Raw genomic sequence first — 23,465 nt, 5'->3', positions numbered from 1 at the left:
GCCGGAACGGGAAGGAGCGCGAGCGGGATCAAGGAGAAGTGAACACTTTGTGACGGCAGTTGCGGCAGGTACCTGACGCCGTGAAAGGATCTCAACTGTCCGGAACGCAGCGTTCCCGGTTCGCCGTTGTGCGTCCCTGAGCAGCGCTTCTCCGCTTCCACCGAAAAGGTCTCCGCCTTGTCAGTCGCTTTCGCCGTGCCTGCCGCCGTGCGCCTGCCGCGCTCGGCCGCCGCCCGGCGAGCGCTGCTGACGATGCTCCTCCTCGGTGGTTTCCTCACGCTCGCCTTCCTCTTCGGTGGCAGCGCGCAGGCTGCTTCGGCGGCCCCGGCCGGTACGGACCGGGACGCCGTCGGCTCGGCATCGTCCGGACTGCCGATTCCGGAGAAGTCCTCCGGCTCCCTCCCCGTCGGCGGCGAGGAGGCCGGGAACGAACTGGGCCTGTCCGAGGCCGAGTTGGCCGAGCGGCGCCGTGAGGCGCGGGAGGCCGCCGCCCGTACCGCCTCGCGCGTGCTCGAACCGGTGGCACAGGGCGCCGAGGACACCGGCCGGGTCACCCGGCCCGTGGAGGACACCGTCGAAGGTGTGACCGGCGCGGTCGGCCTGGACGGACTCTCCGACGGGCTCGGCCTCCGCCCCGGTGAGGAGGGCGAGGACGCTCCCGGTGACGGGGACGGCGACGACGTCCCCGGTGGGGGAGGCCACAGCACGCCTTCCGGTGAATCGGGCGACTCCGCCCGCGACCTCGACGGTCAGCGGTCGTACGCCGGTCCGGACAGCGCGCGGGTGCCCTTCCCCGAAGGACCGGTCCAGCGCGGCACGTCCGGTGACGGCACCTCACGCGGTGACGACGGGGGCGTTCCGGACCGGCTCCCCTCCCAGCAGGCTCCCGCCGCGCCCGCCTCCGTCACATCGCAGTACGCGGGCGACGGCAAGGGCCCGCGCGGTCAGCACCAGCTCGCCGGTGTCGTCAGCGGGGCCGGGAACTCCGGGCCGCTGCAGTCCGGAGCCGTCCGCGCGGCGGCCGGTACCCCCACGCGTGAGCGTGCCGCCGAGATCCTCGAATTCCCCGGCTAGGGCAGACCTTCTCTCCGTCTGCGGAACCCGCGACCTGCCACGCGGGGGTGGACAGGTCTGCCCGAGCCCCAAGATCACTGAATTCGAAGGACCTTAGTCATCATGCGCAAGAACATCCGACGTTCCCTCATAGTCGCCGCCGCTGCCTCCGGCATCTGGACGCTGGGCACCGCTGCCGCGAGCGCTGCAGAACTGCCCGTCTCCGCCGACTCCGTGACCGGCACCGTCGAGAAGGCCGACAAGGGCGGCCTGACCGGCACGGTCGAGGAGACCACGCAGACCGTCCGCGAGACCACCGAAGGTGTGACCGGCGGCATCACCGGAAAGCTGCCGAGCAAGGGCATCCCCGAGAACGGCCTGCCCACCAACACGCTGCCCACCGACGGCCTCAACAGGACGGTCGAGGGCACCGTCGAGGGCGTGCGGGGCCACCTGCCCGTCGACGCCCGCGACGCCGCCGGCCGAGCCGCGGGCACCGTCGGGGACGTGAAGGGCGAGGCGGGCGAGGCCCTCGAAGGGACGGGCCACGCCGACAAGGCCGGCAAGGCGGTCAAGGAGGTCCAGCGGGAGGCCGGTTCGGCCGCCGGAGACCTGCCCGGCGCCCCGGCCCTCGGCGGCCTCCCCGGCGTCGACGTCGCACCGCTGCCGCCCCGTACGCTGCCCGCCCCGGCGCTGCCGCCCGTTCCGCAGATCCCGGGTGTGCCTTCCGCACCGGCCACCGGCGACCTCGTCAGTGGTCTCGCCGGTGCGGGTGTGCGTCCCGAGCTGGTGACCGACCGGCTGAGCGGCGAGCACGCCCAGCAGACCGTGGCCACGGTCCAGGCGGGCGTCTCCACCGCCCGGCCTCTCGTCGACCGTGCGGGCAGCACCGTCCTGCCCGCCTACGGCAGCCACCTCGCGCTGCACGCGCAGCTCGTCGCCGGCCGGGCCGCCGCCGACGTTGCCGTGACCGCCGACGCCGCCGCCTCCACCTCCGCCCCGTTCGCGGAGAGCACGGTCCACCGCACCCACACCCTGGCCGGGGGCGCGCACACTGCCGGCGGTGACGTGGCCGCCCACCTCCACGCTTTCGGTGCGGGTGCCTGCGACGACGCCGTTCCCTACGCGGCTCAGCTGAGTGCCGGTGCGCACGCCAACGTCAACGGAGCCGTGGTGCACGTGGTTTCGGGTGTCCGGGTCGTCGAGGCGCCCAGCACGCGTGACCTGACCGACATCGCGAACGTTCCGGGGCTGCCCAGCCACCGTCTGCCGGCTGTTCCCACGGTCTGAGGCGCACGGTCTGAGCCTTCCGGCACGGGGCTGCCGGGCACCTGAGCAGAGGTCCGCGGGGTGGCTCGTCCAAGGGGGTCGAGCCACCCCGCGGGCCTCGCGGCCCGTACGCCCTTCTCACCGTGCCGCTCGCACCACCACGCACCCGCCTTTCACCGCACCACCGTTCACCGCACCACCACCGGACTACTGGATCGAGACAGCCATGCACAGGAACAACAGCGTTCGCCGCGGGCTCGCCGTCGCGGCGGCGGCCGCGGGCCTGTGGGCCCTTGGCACCGCGGGCGCTCAGGCGGACGAACCGCCCGCGGGCGCCGGGGTGCTCCACGGCGTCACGGACGGGACGCACGGCACGCACGGCACGCACGGCACCCGGCAACTCCTTCAGGAAGCGCCGCGGACGGCCGGGAGAGCGGCCATGACGAAGGAGACGGAGCAAGGCGTACGGCAGGGCGTGGGGAAGGCGGTCGGGAATGTCACCGAAGAGGCCGGCCAGGCCGTGTCCACGGCGTCGCAGGCTCCCGCGGATACGGACATGGCTGCTGTGTCCGGCATCCCGGCTGCGTCCGCCGCACCGTCCGCGCCGGGGCTGCCGGAAGACTTCGTGATCGGGGTTCCGCAGCTGCTGCCGGGCGTCCCGGCTGTCGGCGTCGTGCCGCTCTCCTTGCCGGAGCTGCCCGTCACTCCGACCGTGCCGTCCCTCTGAACAGCGGGACGCACGCCTGCCGTCGCCCCCGGCCATGATCAACTCGGGCCGGTTCGAGAGGACTTCGCGTGCGCGGCGTCCCTGGACGTGGTCCGGGGCAGGAACCGCACCACGCCGCCCGCCCGGTGTCGCCCCGTACTTCGCGGCACCGGGGCGGGCGGTGAGTTGTACGTTCTCCACGTCACCGGGACAAGCGTTTGTGACCGTTGTCACCGCGCCGGTGTGAGCTTGGATTTATGCACCGCTCACGCGCAGGGCTAACCTGCAAGGCGGACATGCCGCGCGCCGTCCGAAACGCCGCGGCCACGCGGCACGCCCACACTCACGCTGACAACCGCGAACCACTGATTAAGGGGACGTACGCGCGTGGACCTGTTCGAGTACCAGGCGAGGGACATCTTCGCCAAGCATGACGTACCGGTGCTGGCCGGTGAAGTCATCGACACGCCCGAGGCGGCGCGCGAGGTGACCGAGCGACTCGGAGGTCGCGCGGTCGTCAAGGCGCAGGTGAAGACCGGTGGCCGTGGCAAGGCCGGCGGTGTGAAGCTCGCTGCCGACCCCGCGGACGCCGTCGAGAAGGCCGGCGCCATCCTCGGCATGGACATCAAGGGCCACACGGTCCAGAAGGTCATGCTGGCCCAGACCGCGGACATCGCGGAGGAGTACTACGTCTCCTTCCTGCTGGACCGCACCAACCGCACGTTCCTCGCCATGGCCTCCGTCGAGGGCGGTGTCGAGATCGAGGAGGTCGCCGCGACGAAGCCCGAGGCTCTCGCGAAGATCCCCGTCGACGCCATCGAGGGCGTGACCGACGCCAAGGCGCGCGAGATCGCGCAGGCCGCGAAGTTCCCGGCCGAACTCGTCGACCAGGTCGCCGAGGTCCTCAAGAGGCTGTGGGACGTCTTCGTACGCGAGGACGCGCTGCTCGTCGAGGTGAACCCCCTGGTCAAGACCGGTGAGGGCAAGGTCATCGCGCTGGACGGCAAGGTCTCGCTCGACGAGAACGCCGACTTCCGGCAGGCGGACCATGCGGCGCTGGAGGACAAGGCCGCGGCCGAGCCGCTGGAGGCGGCGGCCAAGGCCAAGGGCCTCAACTACGTCAAGCTCGACGGGCAGGTCGGCATCATCGGCAACGGTGCGGGGCTGGTCATGTCCACCCTCGACGTCGTCGCGTATGCCGGTGAGGCGCACAAGAACGTCAAGCCGGCCAACTTCCTCGACATCGGGGGCGGCGCATCCGCCGAAGTGATGGCCAACGGCCTGGAGATCATCCTCGGGGACCCCGACGTCAAGTCCGTGTTCGTCAACGTCTTCGGCGGGATCACCGCCTGCGACGCTGTCGCCAACGGCATCGTGCAGGCCCTCGAACTGCTCAAGAGCAAGGGCGAGGACGTCAACAAGCCGCTGGTCGTGCGTCTGGACGGCAACAACGCGGAGCTGGGTCGCAAGATCCTCTCCGACGCGGACCACCCGCTCGTGCAGCAGGTGGACACCATGGACGGTGCGGCTGACCGCGCTGCCGAGCTTGCCGCCAAGTAAGCCGGACGAGACCGAGATCTGACGAGGACATCGACACACCATGGCTATCTTCCTCAACAAGGAGAGCAAGGTCATCGTCCAGGGGATGACCGGCTCCGAAGGCCAGAAGCACACCAAGCGGATGCTTGCTTCCGGAACCAACATCGTCGGCGGTGTCAACCCGCGCAAGGCGGGGACGGACGTCGACTTCGACGGCGCCCAGGTGCCGGTCTTCGGCGGCGTCAAGGAGGCCATGGAGGCCACCGGCGCTGACGCGACAGTCATCTTCGTGCCGCCGAAGTTCGCCAAGGACGCCGTCGTCGAGGCGGTCGACGCCGGCATCGGCCTCGCCGTCGTCATCACCGAGGGCATCGCGGTGCACGACACCGCCTACTTCTGGGACTACGCCTGCCAGAAGGGCAACAAGACGCGCATCGTCGGGCCCAACTGCCCCGGCCTGATCACTCCCGGCCAGTCCAACGCCGGCATCATCCCGGGCGACATCACCCAGTCCGGCCGCATCGGCCTGGTCTCCAAGTCCGGCACGCTGACGTACCAGATGATGTACGAGCTGCGCGACCTCGGCTTCTCCTCAGCGGTCGGCATCGGCGGCGACCCGGTCATCGGTACCACCCACATCGACGCGCTGCGGGCCTTCGAGGCCGACCCGGACACCGATCTCGTCGTGATGATCGGTGAGATCGGCGGCGACGCGGAGGAGCGAGCGGCCGACTTCATCAAGGAGAACGTCACCAAGCCGGTCGTGGGCTACGTCGCGGGCTTCACCGCCCCCGAGGGGAAGACCATGGGCCACGCGGGCGCCATCGTCTCCGGCTCGTCGGGCACCGCCCAGGCGAAGAAGGAGGCCCTGGAGGCCGCAGGCGTGAAGGTCGGCAAGACGCCGTCCGAGACGGCGCGCCTGGCCCGTCAACTGCTCGGCGGCTGACGCCACTGGCCGGGCGGCGCACGTACGCCCGTACCTGCGACGGGGCCCGTCCCCTCCGAAACGGAGGAGGGGACGGGCCCCGTCGTGGTCGCCTCACCGGTGTGGCGGTACCTGTGCCGGAGGGCCGGACTGCTGCCCCGGTGCGAGCGTCGCGGAGGGACCCACAGGGACGGGAAGAGGCGCGGAGCCGCCGCCGGTGGCCCCGAATGTGAACGCGGCGGCTGCCAGCGCGGCGAGAAGGGCGAGCCCGGCCGTCGGGCACCATGCGAGGAGGCCGCTGCGGCGGCGGACGTGCCGTGCGGACGGCGGCGTGGACGGCTGCGGCGCGGCAAGCTGCCGCAGGAGTCGCGCGGTGAGCACCGGAAGTTCCCCGGGCGCCGCGCCCCGGAGTTCGGGCACCGGCCCCGCGAGCGCTGCCCGTGCGTGTCTCAGCCGGCCAGCGGTCGCCGACGTGCTCGCCTCCACCTCGGCGGCCGTGTCGGCGTGGCTCAGCCCGAGCCCGTCACGGAGCAGGAGAGCCGCGCGGTACGAACGGGGCAGACGCAGCAGCGCGTCGAGCAGAGCACGGTCGCGGGGCGGGACTGCGCGCAACGCCCGTCCGTGACGCGCGAGGTGGAGCACGCGGAAGTGGCGCCACGGGGCGAGGGCGTACTGGTAGGCGGCAGCGCGTAGCCATCCGGCCGGATCGGGGTCCACGGCGATCTCCGGCCAGCGCCGCCACGCGAGTGTGAAGGCGTGCGTGACGGCGCGGCGCGCGAGCCGGGGACGACCGCACAGGAGGAATGCCTGGCGGGTGAGGGCGGACGCGTTCCTGCCGTGCAGGAGGTCGAACGCGTCGGCTGCGGTGAGCACGGGGGCGGCGCGCTCCGGGCCACCGCGCGAGCCCGTGCCGGCGTTCTCGACCGCGTCCTCGACCGCGCCCGTGCCGGTGCCGTGTCGGACGGGATCGCGCCGGCGTCTCATGCGCGCTCTCGATGCCGGAGTGCTTGTGTGACCAGGTGCATGCGGACATAGTGGGCGACACAGCGACAACTATGGTGTTACCGGGACAGAACGTGTGTTGTTGACAGCATGTCGACGTGAGTCAAGTGACGCATCGCAGCCCGACGTTGTCCCCGTACGAACGAAGCAGGTCACGGCCGCTCCCCTCGGGGGCCACCTGGTTCTTCGAAGGGGTGATCGCCGCCGGGCTGGGGCTCGGAGCGCTCGCCGTCCTCGTGGTGCTGCTGTGGATCATCTCCCCCTACCCCGACAGCGGTGCCGGCGGCGCCCTGCGCATCGCCGCGGACCTCTGGCTGCTGGGCCACGGGAGCCGGCTCATGCGCATGGAGACGCTCTCCGGCGTGCCCGCCCCCGTCGCCCTGACGCCGTTGCTGCTCGTCGTCCTGCCCGCGTGGCTGCTCTACCGCGCGTGCCTGCAGGCTCTGGTGGCGGGCGAGGAGGCCGGCGGGCGGGCGGACCGGCAGGACGACCGGGCGCCGGGCGGGCCGGCTCCTCTCGGCTGGGTCGCGGGCGGATATCTGCTGACGGGCGTCGTCACCGCCCTCTTCGCCTCGGGTGGGCCCGTACGCGCCGATGTGCTCAGCGCACTGGTGCGGCTGCCGCTCTTCGTGGTGTGCGTCGCGGCCGCGGCGGCGTGGGTGGCCGGCGGTCGCAGCGCTTCGGGTACCTCAGGCCCGTCCGGTCCGTCCGGCCCCTCCGATCCCTCGGGTGCGTCGCAGACGGGCGACGGGCACCGAACGACTCGCGACGGGCCAGCCGAGGATGAACCGCCCCTTCCGGAACTGCTGCGCGAGTCCGCCGAACTGGCGAGACGGCTGCGCCCCGTGCGTGCGGTGCTCACCGTCACCGCCGTGCTGTGCGGCGGCGGCCTCGTACTCACGTGCGGGGCGATGGTCTGGCACATCGGGGCGGTACAGGGCGCCTTCCCGGCTCTCGCGGGCACCTGGAGCGACCGGTTGGCGGTGCTGCTCCTCGTCCTCGCGCTGCTGCCGAACGCGGCGGTGTGGGCGGCGGCGTACGGACTCGGCCCAGGTTTCACACTCGGAGCGGGAACCGTGGTGGGGCCGCTGGCCGAGGGCGGCGACGCACGGCTGCCACCGTTTCCCCTGCTGGCCGCGCTGCCCCCGGACGGCTCCGGCGGGCTCCTGGCCTGCCTGGTCGCCGGCTGTGTGCCGCTCGTGGCCGCGCTGACGGCGGGCTGGTACGTGGGGCGGGCCGCGGTGCCCGAACCGGGGAGCAGGGAGGGCGCGTCGGGCAGGCAGAGCACGGCGTGCGTCCTCGGTCTGGTGGCGTGCGGCTGCGCCGCGTCACTGGCCCTGCTCGCGGTCTGCTCCGGCGGCGCGGTCGGTACGCACGCGCTGGCGTCCTTCGGGCCGGACTGGCGGCTGACGGGGCTCGCCGTCGTGGCGTGGACTGCGGTTGCCGGGCTGCCCACCGCACTCGCCGTACGGGCGTGGCGGCTGCGTGAGCACGGCCCCGACGACGACTGGCACGCGACGGCGGCGCGTCAGGCACGCTGGACGGCACTCAAGACGGCGTCGGGCGGGCTGATGCCGGACTTCGAGCCGCGCCGCGACTGACGACGGCCCGCCCCGCCGGCCGCTCCCGCGGGTCTCTCCGCGGGCCGGAGGGTTCGGCGGTTCCTCGGCGGTTCCCCGGCGGTGCCTCAGCGGTTCTCGAGCAGCGGACGGAGTTCGCTGGGCAGGAGCTCCTTGCAGTCCTCGCGGGAGGACTGGGTGAGGGCGTCCTGCGTACACACGAAGTACTCGCGGTAGACGGACTGGAAGGTGAACGTCGCCGCGACCACGGCCAGCGCCAGCGATGCCGTGATCAGTCCGCTGACAGCCGCCGTCGTACGGGACTTGGCGGCCTGTGCCGGAGTGGCGCTGACCGGGACGGCAGGGGCGGCCTTCGGCCTGTCCGGCGTGGTCGTACGGTCGCTGCCCGCGACGTCCTCGGCCGACGCCGCGGCGCCGGAGTCACCGCGGCTCCGTTCGGAAGTCCCCTCCGTGGAGGCCGGCTTGCCGCCGGCGCGCAGCGCGTTGATGCCCCAGTACAGGGAGAGGGCGCCGAGGAGCAGGGCGACCTCGGGAAGGCTGAAGAGGGCGAAGAAGAGGGCCCAGATGCCGGTGTGCAGGGAGTAACGCGCGTGGCGCTGGAGGGGATCGGTCGGGTCCCAGCGCATGCCGCGGCTGCCGCCGGAACCGAACCCGCCGCCGCCGTTGCCGTTCCCGTTCCCGTTGCTGTTTCCGTCGCCGTTTCCGCCCGCGCTGCCGAAGCCGCCGCTCTGCCGGCCCGGCTGGCGGCTGCTCCACTGGCTGCCCCAGGACGAGCGCCTGCCGCCCGAGTCCTCCGCGGAGTCCTCCCCGTCCGACCGGCCTCCAGGACCGTCCGGACTTCCCGGTCCCTGAGATCCCGGCCCTGACGTGTCCGTGCCAGTGCCCGAGCCGCGCTCGGAGTCCGTGCCGCGGCGCGGCTGCCAGGGCCGGTCCGGCCGCCCCTCCGGTGGTGCCGCGAAGGGGTTGTCCTCGCGCGAGGCGGTGTCGGATGGGGCCGCACGGCGGCGGCTTCGGTCGGTCATGTGGTGTGTGTCTTCCCCTGCGTCCTCTGTGTCCTGTGGCCCTGTGCGCTCCCGCGACCGCGCGGGAGCCTCCTCCTGACGCTACCTGCCCCACGGGCCCCCGTCCCGTGGGGGCCGTGTCGGGGGCCGGTATCGTTGCCGACGGTCGGACGCTTCGTAGAGTTCCCCGGAATCCGCCGCTCAATGAGTTCGTACGACCACACAAACCGCTGCTTTCCCTTCCCGCGCCCTGTGAGCCGGGAAGATTCCCGTGAGAGAGAGCCCCGCCGTGGCTGCGCACCAGAGCCCGAGCCGCCCCCGTCCCGTCTCCCCTCCCGCCCGTCTCGTCGTCCTCGTGTCCGGCTCCGGTACGAATCTGCAGGCCCTGCTCGACGCGATCGACGCCGACGGCCAGGAGACCTACGGCGCACGGATCGTCGCCGTGGGCGCGGACCGTGACGGGATCGCGGGGCTGGAGCGCGCCGAGCGCGCGGGCATCCCCACGTACGTGTGCCGCGTACGCGACCACGGCACGCGTGACGCGTGGGACCGGGCGCTGACCGAGGCAACCGCCGCGTACGAGCCGGATCTTGTCGTCTCCGCGGGCTTCATGAAGATCGTGGGCAAGGAGTTCCTGGCCCGCTTCGGGGGGCGGGTGGTCAATACGCACCCCGCCCTGCTCCCCAGTTTCCCCGGCGCCCAGGGCGTACGTGACGCACTCGCGTACGGGGTCAAGGTGACCGGGTGCACCGTCCACTTCGTCGACGACGGTGTCGACACGGGGCCGATCATCGCGCAGGGCGTGGTCGATGTCCTGGACGAGGACGACGCCGACGGGGGCGCCGCTCTGCACGAGCGGATCAAGGAAGTCGAGCGACGGCTGCTCGTCGATGTCGTGGGACGTCTCTCCCGCGACGGCTACCGCATCGAAGGACGAAAGGTACGGCTGCGACATGGCTGAGGGTGGCATGGGCAACGGCGGCGAGGGCGGCACGAGCGCCTCGGAGGCGAAGCGGCCGGTCCGCAGGGCGCTGATCAGCGTCTACGACAAGACGGGCCTGGACGAGCTGGCACGCGGCCTGCACGCGGCGGGCGTGGGGATCGTCTCCACCGGTTCGACGGCGAAGCGGATCGCGGCGGCCGGCGTGCCGGTCACGGCGGTGGAGGACGTGACGGGATTCCCGGAGTGCCTTGACGGCCGGGTCAAGACGCTGCACCCGCGCGTGCACGCGGGCATCCTCGCCGACCGGCGGCTGGCCTCCCACCGGGAGCAGCTCGCCGAACTCGAAGTGGAGCCCTTCGAGTTGGTGATCGTCAACCTCTACCCGTTCCGCGAGACCGTGGCCTCGGGCGCCGCACCGGACGAGTGCGTGGAGCAGATCGACATCGGTGGCCCCTCGATGGTCCGCGCCGCCGCGAAGAACCACCCCTCGGTCGCGGTCGTCGTCAACCCCGGCCGGTACCAGGACGTGCTGAAGGCCGTCGAGGGCGGCGGATTCGACCTGGCGGAACGCAAGCGGCTGGCGGGCGAGGCCTTCCAGCACACGGCGGCTTACGACGTGGCCGTGGCGAACTGGTTCGCCGACGGCTACGCACTGCCGGAGGAGGAGACGGGCGGGAGCGGCGCCGGCGAACTGCCCGGTTTCGTGGGCGCGGCCTTCACCCGCCGCAGCGTGCTGCGCTACGGCGAGAACCCGCACCAGCCCGCTGCCCTCTACACGGACGGCAGCGGCTCCGGCCTGCCGGAGGCGGAACAGCTGCACGGCAAGGAGATGTCCTACAACAACTACGTCGACACAGAGGCCGCCCGCCGTGCCGCCCACGACCACACCGGACGGCCCTGCGTGGCGATCATCAAGCACGCCAATCCCTGCGGCATCGCCGTGGGTTCCGACGTCGCGGAGGCCCACCGCAAGGCGCACGCCTGCGACCCGCTCTCCGCGTACGGCGGTGTGATCGCCGTCAACCGTCCGGTGTCGCTCGCGATGGCCGAACAGGTGGCGGAGATCTTCACGGAGGTCGTCGTCGCCCCCGGCTACGAGGCGGGCGCGGTCGAGGCGCTGTCGCGCAAGAAGAACATCCGGGTACTGCGCTGCGCCGGAGAGCCGTCCGCGCCCGTCGAGTTCAGGCCCGTCGAGGGCGGCACACTCCTCCAGGTCAGGGACCGGCTGCAGGCGGAGGGCGACGACCCCTCGAACTGGCGGCTGGCCACGGGCGAAGCGCTCTCCCCGGACGAGCTGGAGGAGCTGGCCTTCGCATGGCGCGCCTGCCGTGCGGTGAAGTCCAACGCGGTGCTCCTTGCCAAGGACGGTGCGACCGTCGGTGTCGGAATGGGCCAGGTCAACCGCGTCGACTCCGCCGAACTCGCCGTGCGGCGCGCGGGGGAGGAGAGGGCGCTCGGCTCGTACGCCGCCTCGGACGCGTTCTTCCCGTTCCCCGACGGGCTGGAGGTGCTGACGCGGGCAGGCGTCAAGGCCGTTGTGCAGCCGGGTGGTTCGGTGCGCGACGAGGCCGTCGCCGAGGCGGCGAAGGCGGCCGGCGTGACCATGTACCTCACCGGCACGCGGCACTTCTTCCACTGAGCCTCAGGGCGTCCGCCGGTCTCAGGGCCGTCCGCCGGGTCTCATGCCGGCGGGCGGCCCTTCCGAGGACGGGAGACGGGCGAGGGGAGCACGGCACCCCGGGCGGCGGGTGACGTGCCCGGGGTGCTCGTACGTGCGCTGCCGCACCGGGCGGCCGTGGGAACCGTCATCAGTGACGCGGCCTGTTGAACCAGTCCCCGGACTGGGCCAGCAGCACGATGCATGTGATCCCCACGCCCATCCACACCGCCCCGAGAGGGAAGCCGGCCAGTCCGAAGACGGTGAGGAACGAGGCCCACACGATGCCGCTGATCCGCGTGCCGTTGCCGCCCTTGGTGAGTGAGGTGCCCAGCACGATGCCGATGACCGCGTGCACGAGGAGGATTCCGCAGACGACGTAGAGGACGCCCAGACCGAAGTGGAAGTCGGCGGCGTGCGCGATGTCCTCGAAGCCGTTGGCCGCCACGCCGAGCATGATCATTGCGATGACGGAGACCACGGCTTGAAGACCGCCCGCGATGAGCATCAGCACGCGGGCGCCGTTGACCTTGCCGGACAGCACGCCGGGCGGCACGGGTGCCCCCGGGCCGTAAGGGCCGGGCGGCTGCTGGGGGTAGCCGTAAGGGGGCGGGCTCCCGGGCTGCTGGGGGTAGCCGTAACCGGGCTGCTGGCCGTACTGCGGCTGCTGCGGCTGCTGGGGGTAGCCGTAGCCGGGGTGGCCGCCGGGCTGCTGCGGAGGCGGCTGCTGGGCGTAGGGATTCTTCCCGTACGGGTCGTTCGGGGGCTGGGGCGGATAACTCATCGGGGAATTCCTTCAGTTCGTCTGCTCGGGCCCGGACGCACGAGGGCCGCGCCCCGATTGTCCCGCGGCGCGGCCCTCGTGTTGACGTTCATGCTCTCCGGGCTCGGTGCGCCCAAGGGGCGCCACCCCTCCGTTACTTCTTGATGACCAGGGTTCCCGCGGCACGGTCGTGCCAGCCCTGCAGCTTGCCGCTGTTGTCGAAGAACGGCGAGAGGAAGACCAGAAGGGCGCCGATGTAGCAGACGAAGACGCCCGCGATCGGGATGATGTAGCGGATGAAGCCGGGGCCGACGCCCGGGAGCCCGCCGTCGGCCTCGCGGACCACCCGCAGGCCCATGGCCATCTTGCCGACGGTCGCGCCCTTGAAGGCGATCATCAGCCACTCGTAGAGCGCCAGGAAGACGGCGATGCCCAGCACCATGACGAAGAAGACGCCGATCATGCCCATGCTCTCGGCGTTGGCGTCCTGCACGCACTGGTTGTAGCCCGGGTCCGTGTAGGTGCCGCACTCCTCGAGCGAGGAGGTGGTCAGGCCGATCGTGCTGCCCAGCCCGGCGACGAGGACGACGGTGTAGACCGTGCCGAGGATCAGGCCGTCGATGAGCCGTGCCAGGAAGCGCTGGCCCATCGTGGCCAGAGGCACCTGGCCGAGGTGGTGCATGTTTATGTACCCGTTGTTGGCCTGGACGGTGCCGGGCTGCTGCGGGTAGCCGTACCCGGGCTGACCCGGGACGCCCCCCGGGTGGGGCTGCTGGCCGTACTGCGGCTGCTGCGGGTAGCCGTAGCCGGGCTGCTGGCCGTACTGCGGCTGCTGCGGCTGCTGGGGGTAGCCGTAGCCGGGGTGGCCGCCGGGCTGCTGGGGCGGCTGCTGTGGCTGCTGCTTGGCGTACGGGTTGTTCGGGTCCTGGCCGGGGGGCGGTGGGTAGCTCACGAGTCTCTTCCTCCGAGCGTCGAGCAGGGGACGGAATGGGCCGAAGAACTCGGGGGAATGACAGTTCCGCCCCCGCAGATGCCGTCAGTGGACTGCGTGAGGTGTGTGCTATGCACGATGTGCCTCCCCCGATGATGCGACGCCGTGCCGTCGGCCCATATTGGTTCGGGCGCGGCGCCGCCGATTCATGTTCGTGGCCGCACAGCTGTCCTGTCCAGCTAGATCTCGGAATGTGGCGAATCCGCAACGAGACGCTGACTTGCTCGTCGATACGCCCGTACTTCCGTCCGTGCGAGGGCCGTTCCGGATGCCGGGCGGGCGCTCACTCCCCCGCCGCCGGGGCGCGGCGTCCCGCGGAGCGACACGGATTTCGAACCGGACTCCGCATCCGGGAGGATGTACCCATGACGGCCCAGATTCTCGATGGCAAGGCCACGGCAGCAGCGATCAAGACCGACCTCACCGCGCGCGTCGACGCGCTCCGGGCGCGGGGTGTCACCCCCGGCCTGGGCACGCTGCTCGTCGGGGACGACGTCGGCAGCCAGAAGTACGTCGCCGGCAAGCACCGTGACAGCGAGCAGATCGGCGTTCACTCGATCCAGCGTGAACTGCCCGCCACCGCCGCACAGGAGGAGATCGAGGCGGTCGTACGGGAGCTCAACGACGACCCCGCCTGCACGGGCTACATCGTCCAGCTCCCGCTGCCCCGGGGCATCGACACCAACCGCGTGCTGGCGCTGATGGACCCGGCCAAGGACGCGGACGGACTGCACCCCACCAGCCTCGGACGCCTCGTGCTGAACGAGCCGGGCCCGCTGCCGTGCACGCCGCAGGGCATCATCCAGCTCCTGCGGCGGCACGGCGTCGAGCTGAACGGTGCGCACGTGGTGGTCGTCGGGCGCGGCATCACCGTCGGCCGTTCGATCCCCCTGCTGCTGACCCGGCGCAGCGAGAACTCCACGGTCACGCAGTGCCACACCGGCACCCGCGACCTGCCGGCGCTGCTGCGGCAGGCTGACGTGGTCGTGGCCGCGGCCGGAGTGCCGCACCTGATCAAGCCGGAGGACGTACGGCCGGGTGCCGCCGTGCTGGACGTGGGCGTGAGCCGGGACGAACACGGCAAGATCGTCGGCGACGTCCACCCGGGTGTACGGGACGTCGCGGGCTGGATCTCCCCGAACCCCGGCGGCGTCGGCCCGATGACACGCGCGCAGCTGCTCGTCAATGTCGTCGAGGCGGCCGAGCGTGCCGCGCAGACCCCGGCGGTGGAGTGATGAAGGTACGTGTGCGGCGTACGCGCCGCTTCCCCTCTGTGACGCGTGACACGGCCCGCCCCGAGGGCGGCGGACGTCCGGTGGGCGCGGGCCACGCGGCGCCGTACAGGCAGTGGCCGCTGCTGGCCGTGTGCTGCGGGGTGCTGCTCGGACTCCTGGTGACGGTCAGCGAGTTCCGCGCGGGGACGCTGATCATCGGGGTCTCGCTGCTCGGCGCCGCGGTGATGCGGCGCACGATGCCGTCCGTGGGGATGCTGGCCGTCCGCTCGAACTTCACGGACATAGCGACGTACGGAGTGCTGGGCCTGACGATCACGCTGCTGGCGATGATGGCGCAGCCGAACCCGTGGCTGGACATCCCGATCCTGGAGGACATCGTCCGCTTCACCATCAGGTGAGGCCCGCGGTAGGCGTGCCGAAGCGGGACGTCCGGCGAGGTGGCGGAGAGGCCAAAGACACGTCACCGATGACGCCCCGGGGCGCAGGGCAAGCGTTCCGGTACACCGCGTGAGGTGAGACGGGGGCCCGTACTTCCGCGCGGAAGTCACGGGCCGCCTTCATGACCGCACCCTCCCGGCCGGGTGGCAGACTGGGCGGCCTGGTGCGGGGGATGTCGACGAATTCGGGGGACAAGGGGGAGGCACATGCCTCGGTGGAGGCCGCTACCGGAGGAACTGGACCCGCAGATACGCGAGTTCACCAGCCAGCTGAGACGGCTGGTGGACCGCAGCGGAATGAGCGTCGCGACGGTCGCGGACCGCACCGGCTACAGCAAGTCGTCGTGGGAGAGATACCTCGGCGGCCGGCTGCTGCCGCCGCGGGGTGCCATGCGCGCGCTGGCCGAGGTCACCGGCACCGACATCCGCCACCTGGAGACGATGTGGGAGCTGGCCGAGCGGGCGTGGAGCCGTGCCGAGATGCGGCACGACGAGACGATGGAGGCCATCCGCGTCGCCCAGGCGCGGGAGGCGCTGGGGGAGTTCTGGGACGAGCCGGCCAAGGGCCGCAAGCGCGGGCGTAACAAGGACCGGGACAAGGACAAGGACAAGGACCGGTCCGGGGCCGGTGACGAGCCGGCGAAGGAGAAGCCCGCCGCGGCCGGCCGCCCCGGGGACGACCAGCAGCAGGCATCCTCCGCCGCACCGTCCGCTCCGCCCTCCGCCTCTCCACCGTCGTCGGCTCCGCCGTCGTCCGCCGACCTCTCCGGCCGCGGCCGGGGTGAGGTGCGCGCGTCCGGCGGTGCCACGGACATGGACGGGCCGCCGGCGGACGAGGAGACGGCCGTACTGCGTCCGCGCCCGCTCCCGGGCACCGGCGGGCGCGGCAGCAGGCAGCAGCGGGTGGATCTCGCCTCCTGGGGCACCTCCGCACGCGAGGACGACCACACGACGGCCCTCCGGGTCACGCCGGGCGGGCGCGGTGCCGGGACGGAGCGGGGCGGAACCGCCGGCGGGGCCGCGTACCCCGCGCACACCCCGGAACCGCCGGGGCTTCCCGGCGGGCAGGCAGGTCCGGACGGTCCGGGCGCACCCGGCGGCCCGGAGAGTCCGCGAGGTTCGTCACGGGGACGCCGGATCGCGGCTCTTCTCGGCGGCGCCGCGGGAGCGTCGGCTCTGATCGTCGTCGGTGTCCTGGTCTTCGGCCTGCCCGGGGCCACGGACAACAGCTCCGCCTCGCCGTCCCCTTCGCCGTCCGCGCGGGAGGAACGCGACCTCCCGGCGGGTGTGAAGTGCCAGGGCAAGGACTGCTCCGGCAAGGACCCGGAGGAGATGGGCTGCGGCGGTCAGAACGTCAAGAGCAGCAACTCGGCCTTCGTGGGCCCGAGCATGGTCGAGGTGCGCTACAGCAAGGTGTGCCGGGCGGCGTGGGGGCGGATAACGGGTGCGGCACAGGGGGACGGTCTGAAGATAAGCGCGGACGGTCAGGTCGAGAGCGACGAAGTCGACTCGACCAACGACGCCTACACCGAGATGGTCGCCGTCGGCTCCCCGACCGAGGCGCGCGCATGCGCGACTCTCGCGGCGGGCACGACGGGATGCACGCAGGTCGGCGCCGCCGACGCGCCGGACTCGGCCTCGCCGTCCGTGCCGGACACCCCGTAACCGCTGCGGGTGACCCGGCCCTGAATCCGAACGGTCTTCAACAGCCCGGCGGCGAGGGCGACTTGGGGCGAGTGATTTGCGGCCGCAGGGGAGCGCGCCGGTGGCGGGCCCCGGATGAATGCGCATGCATGGCCCGCGCGATACCGGGAAGACGCCCGTTCAGCACCCCCCACGGGTTGGCAGCCGTCGGCAGCCGCCTCCGCGTCACCCCCTCCTCGCGCGGGCGGCTGCCGACGCGAACGCCGCGTCGGATAGCCTGGCGCCGGTTCTCTTGATGTAGAGAGACTTCCGAAAGGGCAGGGCGCGTTCCCTCCGGCTCGGCCGGGGAAGGCCCTTCGCCACCGTCAGGTACTACGGAGACCGCCATGACCCGCACCCCTGTCAATGTCACCGTCACCGGAGCGGCCGGCCAGATCGGCTACGCGCTGCTCTTCCGTATCGCCTCCGGCCAGCTGCTCGGCGCGGACGTGCCCGTCAAGCTGCGTCTGCTGGAGATCACACCCGCGCTGAAGGCCGCCGAGGGCACCGCGATGGAACTCGACGACTGCGCCTTCCCGCTGCTGCACGGCATTGACATCACCGACGACCCGAACGTCGCCTTCGACGGCACGAACGTGGGGCTGCTCGTCGGGGCCCGCCCCCGCACCAAGGGCATGGAGCGCGGCGACCTGCTGGAGGCCAACGGCGGCATCTTCAAGCCGCAGGGAAAGGCCGTCAACGACCACGCGGCGGACGACGTGAGGATCCTCGTCGTCGGCAACCCCGCGAACACCAACGCGCTCATCGCCCAGGCCGCGGCCCCGGACGTACCGGCCGGGCGGTTCACCGCGATGACCCGCCTCGACCACAACCGCGCGCTGACGCAGCTCGCGAAGAAGACGGGCTCGCAGGTCTCCGACATCAAGAAGCTGACGATCTGGGGCAACCACTCGGCCACCCAGTACCCGGACATCTTCCACGCGGAGATCGCGGGCAAGAACGCCGCCGAGACCGTGAACGACGAGAAGTGGCTGGCCGAGGAGTTCATCCCCACGGTCGCCAAGCGCGGCGCCGCCATCATCGAGGCGCGCGGCGCCTCCTCCGCGGCGTCCGCAGCCAACGCCGCCATCGACCATGTCCACACCTGGGTCAACGGCACCCCGCAGGGCGACTGGACCTCGATGGGCATCCCCTCGGACGGCTCCTACGGAGTGCCGGAGGGCCTGATCTCCTCCTTCCCGGTGACCTGCTCCGGCGGCTCGTACGAGATCGTTCAGGGCCTGGAGCTCAACGACTTCTCACGTACCCGGGTCGACGCCTCCGTGACGGAGCTCTCGGAGGAGCGCGAAGCGGTACGGGGCCTCGGACTGCTCTGAACAGCCGCGCACGCCGGTCTGCTTCGGCGCCGGCGGTGAGGGTCCGCGGGTTCCGGAACGTTCCGGGACGCGCGGGCTCCCGGCTGTGCGCCGCCGCGCCCGCACGCGGCCGGTTCGTCGCCGACTCCTCGCGTCCGCAGGCCAGTTGACGCAGCGGGACGGCTGCCTCCGCGTTGCCCGGATGTGTCACAAGAGTTATCCACAGACGGTGGTCACGCTGTAGCCCTGCGTCGTGCCCCTCGGGTATGTTCTTGGCTCTCCCTGGAACGGTATTGGGGCAATCGGGGGCTGCCGTGAATCACCCAGCGCGCACACATGCTCACAGCGAGGCCACGCGCCTGCTGTGCGCGGGAGTGCGGTTGAACGCCGCGTTCCGCAGGCGCGTCATCGAGGAACTGATCGGCCACGCCGAGCGGCCGGTGCCGCCCTCGGCGGGCGTGGACCTGCGTCCCGTGCTCGCCCACGCGTTATGTGCCCGACGGCAGGAAGTGCGCACGGCGCTGGCCCTGTCGGCGCTGTGGGCGGGCTTCTTCCTCACGTCCCTCCTGATGCTGTGGGACACCCTCGGCGACGCCTACGGGGGAGGCCCCGAACCCACCCTGGGTGAACTCCTCTCGATGGCCCTCTCGCTGAGCGAGCTGGGAAGCTCCTCCCCGTCAGGGAAGCCCACCGACTACGTGCTCCTCTACGCCGGGGTCGTGCTCTCGCTGTGGGCCGGACGTGCACTTCTCGGCCGTGACGGGCAGGCGCCGCCGCGGACGGCCCCCACCCGCAGTCCCATGTGGTCACTGGTGCGGCGCTGGCTCGGCCGGCTGGTCACGGTCTGGGCCCGTATCGGCGCGGTGTTCTACTGGCTCACCGTGGTGGAGGGCATCGCCGACAACCCGTATCCGGTGATCTTCCCGCTGGGGATGGCCGCAGTGGTCTGGCTGCACCGGATGAGTACGAACACCGTCCTGAGGGAGCAGCTGGGGCGGGAGAGCTTCGCCACCGCCCGCCAGCCCGAGCTGCCCTTCTCCGACCGCTACCGCCGGATCGGCGAGGCCATCGACCGTGAACAGCAGGCGCGGGCCGCGCTCTACGACTCCAACCGTCCCTTCGTGGGCGCGGGCGTCCCGCACAAGCCCTGGTCGTTCGCGCTGGAGCTGCGCCGCAAGAAGGAGATGAACGGCGGGGGCGTACCGGCGCAGGGGGAGACGCGGCTCTCCGCCCGCCACGTCATCGACATGATCACGCCGCGGCTCGTGGCGCTGCGCGACGCCGCGGAGCGCACGGGCCGGGACAGGCTGCGGGAGCTGGAGGTCGAGGAGTTCGTCTATCTCCCCTCCGGCCCGCACCGCGAGACCGGCGTCTACGGTCCGGACAGCGTGCGCGTGCACCTGGACGAAGCCGTCGACGAGGGCGGGGAGGCCCGCCGCCACTTCCTCCGCGTCCGGGTGGGCGCCTGGGACGAGCAGGTCGTCGTCACGCTGCTCGTCCGCGTGCACACCCAGGGCGGGATGCTCGTGCTGGAGGTCGCGCCACATGTGCTGGGCCCCGTCGCCGAGAGCTTCCGCGAGGTGGACTCGATCATCGGGCGCCGCGCGGGCGGGCCTCTGCGCGAGGGCGTTCTGGCGCTGCTGACGGCGCCCGCCGTCACCGTCACGACCGGGATCGCGGCGGTGCGCACGCTGGTGTCGGTCTGCCGGGTCTGGCTCAGCCCTCCCGAGTACGCGGCGCCCGACGCTCCGCTCGTCTCCGTACGGGAGTTGGCGAGCACGAACGAGCTCTCGCTGTTCCAGGAGATGGACGTCAGCCGGTACGTCAAGACCGTCCAGGACCGCATCGCGGGCGGTGTGCGGGACGCGCTGGAGCAGCGGGGCTACCGCACGGACCGCTTCGAGCAGCAGATCGTCAACGTGCGTGACGGCGGCGTCTTCATCAAGGAGATGAGCGGCGGGGCCGTCGCCACGGGTGAGCACGGCCAGGCCCAGCATGTGGAGAGGAGCCTCGCATGACGTCAGGTGAGGGTGGATCCGGGGAGCGGGAGCAGGAACGGGAAGGGGAGCAGCAGGGCGCGGCGGCATCCGGCGGGGGAGGCGGGGCCGTGAACATCGGCACCATGTCGGGGGGTTCGGTCGCCACCGGCAGCCACGGCACGGCCACGTCCACCTCGTACACGTACAACTCCCCGCCGCAGCAGACCGACGAGGCGACCCTGGCCCTGCTGGAGGCCGTCCGCGCGCTGCGCGCGGACATGGCGGTCCTCGCGGTCAGCGACGACACCCGAGGCGTGAGCGGTGAACTCGACGAGATCGAGGGCGAGATCACCCGTACGGGCCGGGCCGGCTCCACGCGGGTGTCGCGGCTGCGTGAACTGCTGGAGTCGGGCACCTCGGCGGTCGGCCTGCTGGCGTCGGCGACGGCGGTCGCCCAGGCCGCCGCGCAGGTACTGGGCTGAATCACGTGAGGGGGAAGGGCGCATGATCCGCTTCGACGCGGACCACCAGCGCTGGGTGGACCACGAAGCCGAGGTGCAGCGGGGACAGCAGCACGCCGAGTCCGTGCGACGCCAGCGGCAGGTGCTCAAGGGTGCCTTCGCGGTGCTGGCCGTCTGTGCCCTCGCCTTCGGCACCTGGGCCCTCGGCTGGAAGGACGAGCCGGAGCCGCCGCCGCAGAGCCGGCCGATGCCGTCACCGAACGTCTCCGAAGGGCCTTCCTCACCGCCGTCCGGGCCGGGGGACTCCCCGACGGCACCCGGGAACGGGGCGACGGCCGGACCCGGTTCGGCCACCCTTCCGCCCGGCTGGATGCTGAACGAGGACCCGGAGGGCTTCAGCGTCGCCGTCCCCGAGGACTGGGACCGGCGGACGGAGGGCAGGGAGAGCGGTTCGGACGTCGTCTTCTACGAGCAGCCCGGCGGCGCGCGGCAGCTCCAGATCTTCTGGGTCGAGGACTCCGACCCGTACGCCTCGCTGGAGCTGGCGGAGAAGAACGCCGAGAAGCTCAAGGACTACGAACGCGAATCCCTGGACCGGCTCGACAGCGGCGAGGGCCGTTCCGCCGCCCGCCTCGAGTACACCTACGACTCCGAGGACCACGGCGGCCCCCGGCACGTCATCGACCACCGCTTCGAGGCCGAGGACGGCGAGCTGTACGCGGTCATCGCCTACGGCCAGACCGAGGAGGGCGACCCGGGCGAGGAGAAGGAACTGCTCGAGGAGGCAGTGAAGTTCTTCTGCCCCTCCGGCGCGGAGTGCACCGACGAGCCGCGCGGCGGCACCTGAGGCGGTCTTCCGCCTCGGTGCCGGGTGCCTGTTGCCTCCACCGGGGGCCTACGTCCGCGCCGCCCTGCGGGCACGCGCCTCCCCCTGCGGGCACGCGCTGCCCGTCTGCCGCCTGTACGTCTGCCCCGGACCGTCGCCGTCCGTGAGCCTGCCGGCCGGTCCGCCGCCGGCCTCACCGTGGGTACAGCGCGCGGGCCTCGCCGGGGGGCGGTCTCGCGACGCGGGGGCCTCACTCGCCGTTATCACCCTGTGTCCGGCCGGAAACCAAACAGAAGCGGTCAAGTCGGGGCACGCAAAACGGCAGAAAAGCACACAGAAGGTGCGTCCTTTGAGCCCCTTTTGTGTCCGTCGGACTTCGGCCAGTGAGTAAGCCCACTTATCTGCTCCGGGCGGACATGTAAACGCCAGGACGGGGCAGGGTTCGCTCTTGCCGTGTGCCCTGCGCACGGCCGCAGTCCCGTGGTGATCACGAAGAGCGCTCTTCGTGACACAAAGCGTTGTCATCAGTTCGGAAGGCAGTACAGAGGGTGTCCGAAACACAGAGCATTCATATCGACGGTGAGTGGCGTGCCGCCGCTGCCGGCGGGACGCGGGAGATCCTCGATCCCGCCGACGCCACCACCTTCGCCGTCGTCGCCGAGGGCGGCGCCGAGGACACCGACGCGGCGGTCGCCGCCGCGCGCCGCGCCTTCGACGAGGGGGAGTGGCCCCGTACAGCCGTCGCCGAACGGGCCGCGCTGCTGCGCCGGGTCGCCGGCCTCCTCCAGCGGGACCGTGAGGAGATAGCGCTCACCGAGTCCCGGGACGCGGGAAAGACTCTGGAGGAGGGCCGGGTCGACGTCGACGACGTGACCGCGGCCTTCCGCTATTTCGCGGACCTCGTCGCGGGAGAGTCCGGCGGCCGGGTCGTCGACGCTGGGGACCCCGGCGTCCACAGTGTTGTCGTGCATGAACCGGTAGGTGTCTGCGCGATGATCACACCGTGGAACTACCCGCTGCTGCAGGCCAGTTGGAAGGTCGCCCCCGCGCTGGCCGCCGGAAACACCTTCGTGATCAAGCCCAGTGAGATCACGCCCCTGACCACCGTCCACCTGGTGCGTCTGCTGGCCGAGGCGGGGCTCCCCGCCGGAGTCGCGAACCTGGTGACGGGGCCGGGCGACCCCGTCGGCGCCCGCCTCGCGGAGCACCCCGAGGTGGATCTGATCTCCTTCACCGGCGGCCTCGCCTCCGGTACGAAGGTCGCTCAGGCCGCCGCGCCGGGAGTGAAGAAGGTCGCCCTGGAGCTGGGGGGCAAGAACCCCAACGTCGTCTTCGCCGACGCCTGCGCCACCGAAGAGGGCTTCGACACCGCCGTCGACCAGGCCCTCAACGCCGCCTTCATCCACAGCGGCCAGGTCTGCTCCGCCGGCGCCCGCCTCATCGTCGAGGAGCCGGTGCGCGAGCGCTTCGTCGCCGAACTGGCCGCACGTGCCGGGCGCATCCGGCTGGGCCGCGGCACCGAGAAGGACGTCGAGTGCGGGCCGCTGGTCTCCGCACAGCAACTGGCCAAGACCGAGGCGTACGTGGCCTCCGCCCTCCAGGAGGGCGCGGTCCTGCGCTGCGGCGGCGAGCGCCCCGCGCCTTCCGGAGTACGCCCGGCCGACGGCTACTTCTACTCGCCGACGGTGCTCGACAACTGTCACCGGGAGATGAAGGTGATCCGTGAGGAGACCTTCGGGCCGATCCTCACCGTGGAGACCTTCCGCACCGAGGACGAGGCCGTCGCCCTGGCGAACGACACCGAGTACGGCCTCGCCGGCGGCGTCTTCTCCTCCGACACCGCCCGCGCCCGCCGCGTCGCAGGCCGTCTGCGGCACGGCACCGTGTGGATCAACGACTTCCACCCCTATCTGCCGCAGGCCGAATGGGGTGGCTTCGGCAAGTCCGGAGTGGGCCGCGAGCTGGGGCCGCACGGGCTGGCCGAGTACCGGGAGACCAAGCACGTGTACGAGAACCTGCGTCCCGCACCGGTCCGCTGGTTCTCCGGCTGAGGGTCACCGCACCATGCCCCCTTCGCCCCCTCCGCACGGAAACGGAAG

Annotated in this window: 20 protein-coding genes; 16 read left to right on the top strand and 4 right to left on the bottom strand. The window is 71.9% G+C overall.

Features of this window, described 5'->3' with window-relative positions; translation table 11 throughout:
- The first annotated feature begins 177 nt into the window (after positions 1-177).
- The 5 genes from H343_RS0110435 to sucD all read left to right on the top strand — a co-directional run bounded on the left by H343_RS0110435 (position 178) and on the right by sucD (position 5,513).
- Entirely contained in the window at positions 178-1,074 is an 897-nt protein-coding gene (locus H343_RS0110435; protein WP_158679545.1) for a hypothetical protein, read from the top strand.
- A 102-nt stretch (positions 1,075-1,176) separates the two neighbouring features.
- On the top strand, positions 1,177-2,343 hold the full coding sequence (locus tag H343_RS0110430) for a hypothetical protein (RefSeq protein WP_028431080.1): 1,167 nt from the start codon (positions 1,177-1,179) through the stop codon (positions 2,341-2,343).
- Positions 2,344-2,548: 205 nt separating this feature from the next.
- Complete coding sequence (locus H343_RS0110425; RefSeq protein WP_028431079.1) at positions 2,549-3,049, top strand: hypothetical protein; 501 nt, start codon at positions 2,549-2,551, stop codon at positions 3,047-3,049.
- A 366-nt stretch (positions 3,050-3,415) separates the two neighbouring features.
- Entirely contained in the window at positions 3,416-4,588 is a 1,173-nt protein-coding gene (gene sucC, locus H343_RS0110420; protein WP_028431078.1) for an ADP-forming succinate--CoA ligase subunit beta, read from the top strand.
- A gap of 40 nt (positions 4,589-4,628) precedes the next feature.
- Complete coding sequence (sucD, locus tag H343_RS0110415; RefSeq protein ID WP_028431077.1) at positions 4,629-5,513, top strand: succinate--CoA ligase subunit alpha; 885 nt, start codon at positions 4,629-4,631, stop codon at positions 5,511-5,513.
- A 93-nt stretch (positions 5,514-5,606) separates the two neighbouring features.
- On the opposite strand, the gene H343_RS33570 is transcribed toward sucD, so the two are convergent.
- Positions 5,607-6,476 carry a sigma factor-like helix-turn-helix DNA-binding protein gene (locus tag H343_RS33570; protein ID WP_051264931.1) on the bottom strand — a complete coding sequence of 290 codons (870 nt, stop codon included), beginning with the start codon at positions 6,474-6,476 and terminating at the stop codon, positions 5,607-5,609.
- Between the two features lie 116 nt (positions 6,477-6,592).
- Here H343_RS33570 and H343_RS30030 point away from each other — a divergent pair, with 116 nt between their 5' ends.
- Positions 6,593-8,095, top strand: coding sequence for a cell division protein PerM (locus tag H343_RS30030; RefSeq protein WP_158679544.1), 1,503 nt, complete (start codon positions 6,593-6,595; stop codon positions 8,093-8,095).
- A gap of 86 nt (positions 8,096-8,181) precedes the next feature.
- Here the strand turns inward: H343_RS30030 and H343_RS0110400 are convergent, their stop codons facing one another.
- On the bottom strand, positions 8,182-9,096 hold the full coding sequence (locus H343_RS0110400) for a hypothetical protein (RefSeq protein WP_028431076.1): 915 nt from the start codon (positions 9,094-9,096) through the stop codon (positions 8,182-8,184).
- Positions 9,097-9,364: 268 nt separating this feature from the next.
- Between H343_RS0110400 and purN the strand changes: the two genes are divergently transcribed.
- Positions 9,365-10,036, top strand: a complete 672-nt coding sequence (gene purN, locus H343_RS0110395) for a phosphoribosylglycinamide formyltransferase (protein ID WP_051264927.1) — start codon at positions 9,365-9,367, stop codon at positions 10,034-10,036.
- 7 nt (positions 10,037-10,043) lie between these two features.
- Positions 10,044-11,657 (top strand): bifunctional phosphoribosylaminoimidazolecarboxamide formyltransferase/IMP cyclohydrolase, encoded by a 1,614-nt coding sequence (purH, locus tag H343_RS0110390; protein WP_028431074.1) that lies wholly within the window; start codon positions 10,044-10,046, stop codon positions 11,655-11,657.
- A 169-nt stretch (positions 11,658-11,826) separates the two neighbouring features.
- On the opposite strand, the gene H343_RS0110385 is transcribed toward purH, so the two are convergent.
- On the bottom strand, positions 11,827-12,459 hold the full coding sequence (locus H343_RS0110385; RefSeq protein ID WP_028431073.1) for a hypothetical protein: 633 nt from the start codon (positions 12,457-12,459) through the stop codon (positions 11,827-11,829).
- A 133-nt stretch (positions 12,460-12,592) separates the two neighbouring features.
- Positions 12,593-13,390 carry an RDD family protein gene (locus H343_RS0110380; protein WP_028431072.1) on the bottom strand — a complete coding sequence of 266 codons (798 nt, stop codon included), beginning with the start codon at positions 13,388-13,390 and terminating at the stop codon, positions 12,593-12,595.
- 404 nt (positions 13,391-13,794) lie between these two features.
- On the opposite strand from H343_RS0110380, the gene H343_RS0110375 reads away from it, so the two are divergent.
- The 8 genes from H343_RS0110375 to H343_RS0110340 all read left to right on the top strand — a co-directional run bounded on the left by H343_RS0110375 (position 13,795) and on the right by H343_RS0110340 (position 23,417).
- Positions 13,795-14,664: a bifunctional methylenetetrahydrofolate dehydrogenase/methenyltetrahydrofolate cyclohydrolase gene (locus tag H343_RS0110375; protein WP_028431071.1), complete on the top strand. Its 870-nt coding sequence runs from the start codon at positions 13,795-13,797 to the stop codon at positions 14,662-14,664.
- Positions 14,664-15,062, top strand: a complete 399-nt coding sequence (locus tag H343_RS0110370) for a DUF3017 domain-containing protein (protein ID WP_037903148.1) — start codon at positions 14,664-14,666, stop codon at positions 15,060-15,062. Before H343_RS0110375 ends, H343_RS0110370 begins: the two co-directional genes overlap by 1 nt.
- A gap of 246 nt (positions 15,063-15,308) precedes the next feature.
- Positions 15,309-16,766, top strand: a complete 1,458-nt coding sequence (locus H343_RS30025) for a helix-turn-helix domain-containing protein (RefSeq protein WP_051264925.1) — start codon at positions 15,309-15,311, stop codon at positions 16,764-16,766.
- A gap of 365 nt (positions 16,767-17,131) precedes the next feature.
- Positions 17,132-18,121: a malate dehydrogenase gene (locus H343_RS0110360; RefSeq protein ID WP_028431069.1), complete on the top strand. Its 990-nt coding sequence runs from the start codon at positions 17,132-17,134 to the stop codon at positions 18,119-18,121.
- Between the two features lie 353 nt (positions 18,122-18,474).
- Entirely contained in the window at positions 18,475-20,118 is a 1,644-nt protein-coding gene (locus tag H343_RS30020) for a hypothetical protein (RefSeq protein ID WP_486586859.1), read from the top strand.
- Complete coding sequence (locus tag H343_RS30015; RefSeq protein WP_051264920.1) at positions 20,115-20,561, top strand: hypothetical protein; 447 nt, start codon at positions 20,115-20,117, stop codon at positions 20,559-20,561. Before H343_RS30020 ends, H343_RS30015 begins: the two co-directional genes overlap by 4 nt.
- Before the next feature lie 22 nt (positions 20,562-20,583).
- On the top strand, positions 20,584-21,387 hold the full coding sequence (locus tag H343_RS33565) for a hypothetical protein (RefSeq protein ID WP_051264918.1): 804 nt from the start codon (positions 20,584-20,586) through the stop codon (positions 21,385-21,387).
- A 527-nt stretch (positions 21,388-21,914) separates the two neighbouring features.
- Positions 21,915-23,417 carry an aldehyde dehydrogenase family protein gene (locus H343_RS0110340; protein WP_028431068.1) on the top strand — a complete coding sequence of 501 codons (1,503 nt, stop codon included), beginning with the start codon at positions 21,915-21,917 and terminating at the stop codon, positions 23,415-23,417.
- Positions 23,418-23,465: the final 48 nt, after the last annotated feature.

Source organism: Streptomyces sp. TAA204, from assembly GCF_000424965.1.
Note: the sequence above shows the minus strand (reverse complement) of the source record. Positions and strands in the feature narration are given on the sequence as shown.

What these genes read in the sequence shown, in the direction of transcription:
- H343_RS0110370 (WP_037903148.1), top strand. Translation starts at nt 14,664, where the DNA reads ATGAAGGTACGTGTGCGGCGTACGCGCCGCTTCCCCTCTGTGACGCGT.
- H343_RS33565 (WP_051264918.1), top strand. Translation starts at nt 20,584, where the DNA reads ATGATCCGCTTCGACGCGGACCACCAGCGCTGGGTGGACCACGAAGCC.
- H343_RS0110385 (WP_028431073.1), bottom strand. Translation starts at nt 12,459, where the DNA reads ATGAGTTATCCGCCCCAGCCCCCGAACGACCCGTACGGGAAGAATCCC.
- H343_RS30015 (WP_051264920.1), top strand. Translation starts at nt 20,115, where the DNA reads ATGACGTCAGGTGAGGGTGGATCCGGGGAGCGGGAGCAGGAACGGGAA.
- H343_RS0110360 (WP_028431069.1), top strand. Translation starts at nt 17,132, where the DNA reads ATGACCCGCACCCCTGTCAATGTCACCGTCACCGGAGCGGCCGGCCAG.
- H343_RS0110430 (WP_028431080.1), top strand. Translation starts at nt 1,177, where the DNA reads ATGCGCAAGAACATCCGACGTTCCCTCATAGTCGCCGCCGCTGCCTCC.
- H343_RS0110375 (WP_028431071.1), top strand. Translation starts at nt 13,795, where the DNA reads ATGACGGCCCAGATTCTCGATGGCAAGGCCACGGCAGCAGCGATCAAG.
- purH (WP_028431074.1), top strand. Translation starts at nt 10,044, where the DNA reads ATGGGCAACGGCGGCGAGGGCGGCACGAGCGCCTCGGAGGCGAAGCGG.
- H343_RS33570 (WP_051264931.1), bottom strand. Translation starts at nt 6,476, where the DNA reads ATGAGACGCCGGCGCGATCCCGTCCGACACGGCACCGGCACGGGCGCG.
- H343_RS0110425 (WP_028431079.1), top strand. Translation starts at nt 2,549, where the DNA reads ATGCACAGGAACAACAGCGTTCGCCGCGGGCTCGCCGTCGCGGCGGCG.
- sucD (WP_028431077.1), top strand. Translation starts at nt 4,629, where the DNA reads ATGGCTATCTTCCTCAACAAGGAGAGCAAGGTCATCGTCCAGGGGATG.
- H343_RS0110400 (WP_028431076.1), bottom strand. Translation starts at nt 9,096, where the DNA reads ATGACCGACCGAAGCCGCCGCCGTGCGGCCCCATCCGACACCGCCTCG.
- H343_RS30025 (WP_051264925.1), top strand. Translation starts at nt 15,309, where the DNA reads ATGCCTCGGTGGAGGCCGCTACCGGAGGAACTGGACCCGCAGATACGC.